General features: G+C 73.2%; 11 protein-coding genes. 2 read left to right on the plus strand and 9 right to left on the minus strand.

Going from position 1 to position 7,507, the window contains the following annotated elements; translation table 11 throughout:
* The 4 genes from WML84_RS11270 to WML84_RS11285 form a co-directional block, all read right to left on the minus strand.
* Window positions 1-243: DnaJ domain-containing protein (locus tag WML84_RS11270; protein WP_347346242.1), on the minus strand; the 243-nt coding region annotated here is incomplete at its 3' end.
* 13 nt (window positions 244-256) lie between these two features.
* Window positions 257-757 carry a hypothetical protein gene (locus tag WML84_RS11275; protein ID WP_347346243.1) on the minus strand — a complete coding sequence of 167 codons (501 nt, stop codon included), beginning with the start codon at window positions 755-757 and terminating at the stop codon, window positions 257-259.
* An 8-nt stretch (window positions 758-765) separates the two neighbouring features.
* A complete protein-coding gene (locus WML84_RS11280) occupies window positions 766-1,677 on the minus strand; it encodes an LssY C-terminal domain-containing protein (RefSeq protein ID WP_347346244.1) in 912 nt (303 codons plus the stop codon).
* Window positions 1,678-1,687: 10 nt separating this feature from the next.
* Window positions 1,688-2,734, minus strand: a complete 1,047-nt coding sequence (locus WML84_RS11285) for an enoyl-CoA hydratase/isomerase family protein (protein WP_347346245.1) — start codon at window positions 2,732-2,734, stop codon at window positions 1,688-1,690.
* 259 nt (window positions 2,735-2,993) lie between these two features.
* On the opposite strand from WML84_RS11285, the gene WML84_RS11290 reads away from it, so the two are divergent.
* Window positions 2,994-3,938, plus strand: a complete 945-nt coding sequence (locus tag WML84_RS11290) for an ATP-binding cassette domain-containing protein (RefSeq protein ID WP_347346246.1) — start codon at window positions 2,994-2,996, stop codon at window positions 3,936-3,938.
* Entirely contained in the window at window positions 3,935-4,765 is an 831-nt protein-coding gene (locus WML84_RS11295; protein ID WP_347346247.1) for an ABC transporter permease, read from the plus strand. Before WML84_RS11290 ends, WML84_RS11295 begins: the two co-directional genes overlap by 4 nt.
* Here the strand turns inward: WML84_RS11295 and WML84_RS11300 are convergent, their stop codons facing one another.
* The 5 genes from WML84_RS11300 to WML84_RS11320 form a co-directional block, all read right to left on the minus strand.
* Complete coding sequence (locus tag WML84_RS11300; RefSeq protein WP_347346248.1) at window positions 4,766-5,203, minus strand: hypothetical protein; 438 nt, start codon at window positions 5,201-5,203, stop codon at window positions 4,766-4,768. It lies immediately after the preceding gene.
* Between the two features lie 58 nt (window positions 5,204-5,261).
* Window positions 5,262-6,059, minus strand: coding sequence for a uroporphyrinogen-III synthase (locus WML84_RS11305; RefSeq protein ID WP_347346249.1), 798 nt, complete (start codon window positions 6,057-6,059; stop codon window positions 5,262-5,264).
* A 139-nt stretch (window positions 6,060-6,198) separates the two neighbouring features.
* Window positions 6,199-6,465, minus strand: coding sequence for a hypothetical protein (locus tag WML84_RS11310; RefSeq protein ID WP_347346250.1), 267 nt, complete (start codon window positions 6,463-6,465; stop codon window positions 6,199-6,201).
* Window positions 6,455-6,865, minus strand: a complete 411-nt coding sequence (locus tag WML84_RS11315; RefSeq protein WP_347346251.1) for a phage holin family protein — start codon at window positions 6,863-6,865, stop codon at window positions 6,455-6,457. Before WML84_RS11315 ends, WML84_RS11310 begins: the two co-directional genes overlap by 11 nt.
* On the minus strand, window positions 6,865-7,248 hold the full coding sequence (locus WML84_RS11320; RefSeq protein ID WP_347346252.1) for a hypothetical protein: 384 nt from the start codon (window positions 7,246-7,248) through the stop codon (window positions 6,865-6,867). Before WML84_RS11320 ends, WML84_RS11315 begins: the two co-directional genes overlap by 1 nt.
* Window positions 7,249-7,507: the final 259 nt, after the last annotated feature.

The raw sequence follows: 7,507 nt of genomic DNA on the forward strand, positions 1-7,507 counted from the left end.
CTCGGGCGCGAACCCGGGCGCCGCGCCGAAGCCGTGCCCGCGGTCGTAGGCGGCGCGCGCGTCGGGCGTGCCGACCAGCTCCCACGCGCGCTGCACGAGCACGAACTGCGCGGCGTCGCCGCCGGTGTCGGGATGGGTCTGGCGGAGCCGCACGCGGTAGGCGCGACGGAGGGTCTCGTCGTCGGCATCCCACGCCACCGCGAGGATCTCGTATGCCGACGACGACAGCGGGCTGTCGAACATTGGTGCCTCCCGCTCAGCCGCGCTCGTTGCGTCGAGCGTACGCGGCGGCGTCGCGACTCGACAACGCGAGGAGGATCAGGATGTCGAGCGCGAGCGAGACGAAGCGGCCCTCGAGCTCGATGTCCTCGTGCAGCACACGCCACGCGAAGAAGTCCGCGCTGATCGAGCAGACCGCGATCACCATGACGAGCACGCGCGGCCAGTTCAGCCCGCGGTGGATCAGGAAAGCGAGCACGAGCTCGACGGCCAGGAGCGCCGTGCCTCCGGCGACGACGACCGTGAGCGCGAGCGCGCGGTCGCCGGAGGGCAGCAGCGCGTCGATGAACGGCCCGTGGCCGATCGGCAGCAGGTCCCAGCCGCCCACGAGCGAGAGGATCACGAGGGCGCCCGCCACGACGCGGAGCACCACGAGCACCGCCCCGGTCGTGGTCGCGATCGGGCGCCGCATGCGCGGGTCGAACCGCGTGGGCGCGAGCAGTCCCGCCGCCGGCTCGTACGCGGCGCGCTTTGGCACCGGGCCGCTCATCCCGCCTCCGATCCCGACGGCGACCCGGATGTCGAGCCGATCTCGGGCCGTCCACCCGGCGCGGGCGGCGGCTCGCCGTCTGCCCGCGCGTCCCCCACCGCGCGGACGTCGACGATCGGCAGGTCGCCGTCGGTGCGGATCGAGTCGCCGCCGCCGTTGCGCGCGTGGTACCCGGTCGAGAAGTCCTCGATGACGTCGAGCACGACCGCGGGCTCGGCCTGCGACACGGTCTGCACGATGTAGTCGCGCTCGACGTCGGTGTCGGCGTCGATCTTGTGGGTGACCTGCAGCGTGAACAGCGACAGGCCCACGCTCGTGTCGAACGTGCCGGCGGCGAGCCAGTCGACGCGACGGCCGCCGGGCAGCAGCCACCCCTCCGGACACCGCCAGAACCGCACGTGGTGGCGCTGGCGGGGGTTGCCGTCCATCTCCTGCTGATACGCGAAGTCCTGCTGCCGGCCGAACAGGAACAGCGGGCTCACCGGCGCCTCGTCGTACGAGCGCTTGCGGAGGGTAGAGACGACGATGCGCCACGACGAGGCGAGCGTCACCGGATCGGCCCTCGTCCATCCGGCCGCGCGCATCACGAGCTCGAGCTGCGCCTCGTCGCCGAGGAACGCGAGATTGACCGGGTCGCCGAGCAGCCCGTCGCTCGTGCGCGTGCGGCCGATGAAGTAGTCGGGCACGTAGATCGTGGTGAGGATGCGGTGCACGCGCGGCAGCACCAGGTAGGCGAGGAGCCCCCAGAACAGCACCCCGACGAGGATGCCCGCCCAGCCGGTGCGGAACGTCTCGGTGAGGCTCAGGTAGGCGAGCCACGCGGCCGCGGCGCCGGCGAACACGAAGAAGAACCAGTCGACCGCGATCCCGATCGAGTAGCGGCGCCTCGACGTCGGCCCGTGCGCCACGTGCGCGTCCTCAGTCCCAGAGCGCCGGATCGGGCCGGTACGCGAGGGCGGATGCCACGGTCTCCGGCGTGACGTCGGCGATGCCCGCCGGCTGCCAGCGCGGGGAGCGGTCCTTGTCGACGAGCTGCGCGCGGATGCCCTCGGCGAGGTCGGGCTGCGTCGTCGCGAACCACATCACCAGGCCGTACTCCTGCGCGAGCACCGCACGCAGGTCGGGCCGCGTGCGGGCGCGCCGCACGGCGGCGAGCGTCACGGCGAGCGCGGTGGGCGACAGCTCCTCGAGCACGCGGGCGGCGGCGGATGCCGCGTCCTCGGGCCGCGCGCGCAGCCGCTCGACGATCTCGGCGACCGTGTCGGCCGAGAAGGCGTCGTCGATCCACGGCTGCTGCGCCGCGAGCGCGGAAGGCGGCGGCGGCACCGCCATCCACTCCACGGCGGCGGCCGGGTCGGGCTCGACCGCGAGCGCCGCGGTGAGCTCGGCGAGCCGCTCGGACGGCACGAGGTGGTCGGCGAGACCCGCGAAGATCGCGTCGGCGGCATCCATCGCCGTGCCCGTGAGCGCGAGGTACTCGCCGAGACGCCCCGGTGCGCGGCTCAGCAGCCACGTGCCGCCGACGTCGGGGGTGAACCCGATGCGCGTCTCGGGCATCGCGAGACGGGAGCGCTCGGTCACGACGCGCAGCCGCGCGTGGCCGGCGAGGCCGATGCCGCCGCCCATCGTGATCCCGTCGGCGAGCGCGACGACCGGCTTGGCGTACTCGGCGATGCGCGCGTCGACCGCGTACTCGACGCGGAAGAACGTCGCGGTCTCGTCGGCCCGGCCGGCGACGACCTGGTCGTAGAGCGTGCGCACGTCGCCGCCGGCGCAGAAACCGCGCTCTCCCGCGCCGTCGAGCACGACGACGGCGACGGCCGGGTCGTGCTCCCACTCGTCGAGCGCGTCGGCGATGCTCTGGAGCATGCCGAGGTCGACGGCATTGATGGCTCGCGGGCGGTCGAGCGTGATCCGCCCGGCGTGCCCGTCGACGACGGTGCGGACGTGCGGGATCTCGCTCACACCCGCCACGTTACCCCGCCCGCGTTCCGGCGGCCGGATGCCGCCGGCCTTCAGGCGGCCGCATCTCGGCGGTCGAGCGTCCGCCGAGGTCAGGGCGGAGTGATCCGTGCGATGGAGGTGATCGGGATAGGGGCCCCGCTCTTGCCGAGAGCGCACGAATCACGGAGCCCGGAAGCCGACAACGTGCAGAGACCGGCAAGAATGGAGAGGGAGCACGCCACAGACACGCACCGATACGGAACGAGACGAGAGGACCGAGATGCCCGAAGGACACGTCCTCGAGTTCACCGGCCTGACCAAGCGCTTCGGCCCCGTGACCGCCGTCGACCGGCTCACCGCACGCGTCGAGCCCGGCGTCGTGACCGGGTTCCTCGGCCCGAACGGGGCCGGAAAGACGACGACCCTGCGCATCCTCCTGGGTCTCGTCGCGCCGACCGAGGGCACCGCGACGATCGGCGGCAAGCGCTACGAGCAGCTGCGGCATCCGCTGCAGACCGTCGGCGCCGCGCTCGAGGCGTCGAGCTTCCACCCCGGCCGCACCGCGGCCAATCACCTGGCCGTGTACGCGCAGGCCGCCGGCATCCCGCGCACGCGCGTCGACGAGGCGCTCGGCGTCGTCGGGCTCGCCGACGTCGCCGGGCGCAAGGTCGGCGGCTTCTCGCTCGGGATGCGCCAGCGCCTCGGCCTCGCCTACACGCTGCTGGGCGACCCCGGCGTGCTGGTCCTCGACGAGCCGGCCAACGGCCTCGACCCCGAGGGCATCAAGTGGATGCGCGGGTTCCTCCGCGACCTCGCCGCACAGGGGCGCACCGTGCTCGTCTCGTCGCACCTGCTCGCCGAGATCCAGCAGTCCGCCGACGCGGTGCTGATCATCGCGCGCGGACGCCTCGTGCACGAGGGCTCGCTCGACCAGCTCGTCGCCGCCGACGAGGTGGCCACGATCGTCGACGCCCCCGACCGCGCGGCGCTGGCCGCCGCCCTGACCGCCGCCGGCATCGACGTCCAGACGGTGCGCGCGGGACTGTCGGTGCGCGGCGCCGACACCGCCGCGGTGGGCGCGATCGCCGCCGCCGCCGGAGTCGCGCTGTCGTGGCTGCAGCGCCGCGGACCGGCCCTCGAGGAGGTCTTCCTCGAGCTCGTCGACGGCACGCGCGCCTCCCCCGCCCCACCCGCGGACGCCCACGAGGAAGGAGGCCGGCCATGAGCCTCGCGAACGCGACCCGCTCCGAGCTGACGAAGCAGTTCTCCACCTCGATGTGGTGGATCCTCGGGATCGTCCTCGTCTTCTACATCGGCAGCACCGCCGGCGGGCTCGCCGGAGTGTTCGGCGCCGCGGCATCCGGCGCCCTCCCGCCCGGCTCGACCAACATGCCGGCCCTGCCCGACGACATGGTGCCGCCGCTCATCTACAGCCTGGCGACCGCGGTCGGCTACGTCTTCCCGCTCATGATCGGGACGCTGCTGGTCACCGGCGAGTTCCGCCACAAGACCCTCACGCCGACCTTCCTCGCGACCCCGCGACGCGGCGTCGCCCTCGCCGGCAAGGTCGTCGCGGGCGTCGTCATGGGGGCGCTGTACGGGGCCGTGGCCCTGGTCGCCGTGCTCCTCCCCGGTGCGGGGCTGCTGGCCGTGTTCGGCATCGGCACGCAGCTCGACGACGGGGCCACGTGGGCGCTCCTCGGGCGCATGGTCGTCGCGTTCGTGCTGTGGGCGCTGATCGGCATCGGCATCGGCACGCTCGTGCGCAACCAGGTCGGCGCGGTCGTGGGCGTCCTCGCGTTCACACAGTTCGTCGAGCCGATCGCGCGCCTGGCCGGCGGGTTCGTCGACGGACTGTCGGATGCCACGACCTTCCTGCCCGGCGCCGCCTCCGACGCCCTCGTCGGCGCGAGCCTGTTCACGACGATCGGCGGCTCGGGGTCGACCGCGCCCGGCATGGAGTCGCTCGCCGGCGGCCTCGTGCTGCTCGGCTACGCCGCCGTGCTCCTCGTGCTCGGCTACCTGTTCAGCTGGCGCCGCGACGTGACCTGATCAGCCCTCGGGCTGGGTCGGCGTGGGGTGGGTCTGGATCGCGCCGGTGGCGAGGTCGACGACGTCGGCGAGCTCGTCCTCGGCCTCGACCTCGAGGCGCAGAGCCTGCTGGAGCGCGGTGCCGTGGCGGGTGGTGAGCACGACGCGCTGGAACTCGGCATCCCCGTCGAGATCGATCACGACGGCCGGCTGACGGCGCCGCACGAGCACGAAGTCCGAGCCGCCCGCGGCCTTCCAGGTGCCCATCGCGAGCACGCCGGGCACGTGCGAGCCGCGCGCGCGGACGCCGCGGAGCCACGTCCAGGCATCGTCGGTGAGCTGCACCGTCCGGATGCTCGACCGCGCGATGCGCACGTCGTCGGAGCGGAAGGCGAGGGCCCGCTCAGTGGCCGAGAGCACGACTTCCAGCTGCGTAGAGTCCAGCAGCAGAGTCACCATGCCCACCAGTCTGCCAGCCCGTGGCTCCGGGTTTGCTCACAGACCGGCAACGATCCGATCAGACCACGAACTCGTCCGCCGCGTGCGGCAGCGCGAGCGCCGAGACGGCGCCGATGAGGCCCGCGACGGTCTGCTCCTCGGCCACCACGCGCACCCCGAGCCCCGCCTTGCGGGCGTCCTTCGCGGTCCACGGGCCGATCGCCGCGATGACGGTCCGCTCGGGGATCTCGGGGAACTGCTCGTGCACCTGCTCGGCGACCGAGCCGCTCGTGACGAGGATCGCGTTGATGCGACCCGAGCGCACGTCCTTCGCGATGCGTTCGGTGACCGGCACGCCCACGGTGCGGTACGCGATCACGCTGCGCACGTCGTGGCCGGCCTCGGCGAGCAGCTCGGTCAGCACGGGCTTGGCCGCCTCGCTGCGGAGGGTCAGGATGCGGCGCGGCTCGGACTCGAGCGCGATGATCTGGTGCGCCATGCCCGCGGCCGAGTTGTCGTCGTCGGGCACGAGGTCGACGCGGTAGCCGACCGCGGTGAGCGCAGCGGCCGTCGTCTCGCCCACCGCGGCGATGCGGGTGGATGCCGGGATCTCGGCCCGGTACGCGTACAGCACGTCGACGGTGGTCGCGCTCGTGACCGTCAGCCAGTCGAACGCACCCGCGCCGAGGTCGGCCAGCGCGGCCTCGAGCGTGGCCTGGTCGGCGGACGGCGCGAAGTTGATGAGGGGGGCGATGACCGCCACCGCGCCCTGGGCACGGAGGGTCGCAGCGACCCCGTCGCCCCACGGTCCGCCCCGCGGCACGAGCACACGCCAGCCGAGCAGCGGCTTGTCCGCCGAGGGTGACTGTGCATTCATGGGTGGGACTCTCATATCGGTCGACCGCCCACGCGCGAGCGGCCCGGTGAGCGTTTCGGGAACGCCCGCCGGCAGCATGTGCGCCCTTGCCGCTGCCTGGACTCCGAGCATACTCCCGCCCGCGGCGACGGTCGGCCGGTCAGCGCGTGTACAGCCGCACGAGACCCCAGACCACCGTCCCGACGGCGAGCGCGACGCCCACCGCCGCGGCCGCGGCCTGCACCGGCTGCTGCTGGGCGAAACGCCGCGCCTGCACGACCGCGCGCTCCCGTGCGAGCTCCACGCGGCGCGGCACGTTCGCCTTCTCCTCGATGGCCGCCAGCGCGGCCTTGAGCTCGGCGCGCGCCTTCTCGACCGGGTCGGTGATGCCGAGGGCCACGGCCGTCCGGGGAAGCTCAATACTCATCGGCAGCGTCCTTCACGATCTGTGCGTCGACGGTGATCGCCTGCACGGGGTTCTCGGCGCGGGTCAGTCGCTTCATCCGCACGACGCCGAGCAGCGCGAACACCGCGGCGAGCACGATCAGCGCGACCAGGAGGATGAGCGCGGCCAGCCACGCCGGCATCCAGATCGACAGCGTGATGATGATGAGCGCCCCGAGCGCCGGGATCGCCCAGAACGCGAAGAACAGGGCGACCAGGAACCAGACGCCGCCCATCCCGGCATCCTTGCCCGCCTTCTTCGCCCACTTCTTGGCGGAGTCGATCTCGGCGACGACGAGGTTGCGGACGAGCTCGGGGATCTCTCCGAGCAGCGTGAACAGGCTGTCGTCGGAGCGGTCTCGGTAGCCCCCGGGCGTGGTCATCAGTCGTCCGCCGCCTCGTGCAGCTTGTCGGCCGCGCGCTCGGCGGCGCGCTTGACCTCGTCGGCCGTGGTCTCGGCGCCGCGCGCGACGTCGCCGGCCGACGCCTTGCCCGCCTTGATGGCGGCGTCGAGCTTCTCGCCGGGCGTGCCCTTCTTCGCGGCGGCCTTGGTCACCTTGACCGCGCCGTCCCACACCGCGCTCGGCAGGGCGAGCGCCGCGGACTTGCCGAACTCCTTGGCCTTGTCGACCTGCTGCTGCACCGGTCCGAGGTTCCAGAGCTTCAGGAAGCCGTCCTTGATCTGCTCGTACCGCTCGCGCCCCGCGCGGGAGCCCAGCACGTATCCCACGCCCAGCCCGATGACGATGCCAACCTTGCCCCTCATGGGGTCTCCTCACGCTCGAGTGTGTCGGTCATCCACCAGGTTAGCCCTGTATTCCGATTCCGGCATCCGTTGTTCCGGCCCCCTTGACATCCGGGCTCTCACTCGTTCTCGCTCGCGCGCGCCGCGCCCCACAGCGCCGCACCGCGCACGCGGTCGGTCTCGGCGGTCGTGTCGGCCACGACGCGGGCGAGCCCGCTGCCCGAGACCCACGCGCCCGTGACCGCGAGGCCGGCAAGCCGGCGGGTCGCGGCGCGCACCG

Source organism: Microbacterium sp. (assembly GCF_039812165.1).
GTDB lineage: Bacteria > Actinomycetota > Actinomycetes > Actinomycetales > Microbacteriaceae > Microbacterium.

What these genes read in the sequence shown, in the direction of transcription:
- WML84_RS11290 (WP_347346246.1), top strand. Translation starts at nt 2,994, where the DNA reads ATGCCCGAAGGACACGTCCTCGAGTTCACCGGCCTGACCAAGCGCTTC.
- WML84_RS11295 (WP_347346247.1), top strand. Translation starts at nt 3,935, where the DNA reads ATGAGCCTCGCGAACGCGACCCGCTCCGAGCTGACGAAGCAGTTCTCC.
- WML84_RS11300 (WP_347346248.1), bottom strand. Translation starts at nt 5,203, where the DNA reads ATGGTGACTCTGCTGCTGGACTCTACGCAGCTGGAAGTCGTGCTCTCG.
- WML84_RS11305 (WP_347346249.1), bottom strand. Translation starts at nt 6,059, where the DNA reads ATGAATGCACAGTCACCCTCGGCGGACAAGCCGCTGCTCGGCTGGCGT.
- WML84_RS11310 (WP_347346250.1), bottom strand. Translation starts at nt 6,465, where the DNA reads ATGAGTATTGAGCTTCCCCGGACGGCCGTGGCCCTCGGCATCACCGAC.
- WML84_RS11315 (WP_347346251.1), bottom strand. Translation starts at nt 6,865, where the DNA reads ATGACCACGCCCGGGGGCTACCGAGACCGCTCCGACGACAGCCTGTTC.
- WML84_RS11320 (WP_347346252.1), bottom strand. Translation starts at nt 7,248, where the DNA reads ATGAGGGGCAAGGTTGGCATCGTCATCGGGCTGGGCGTGGGATACGTG.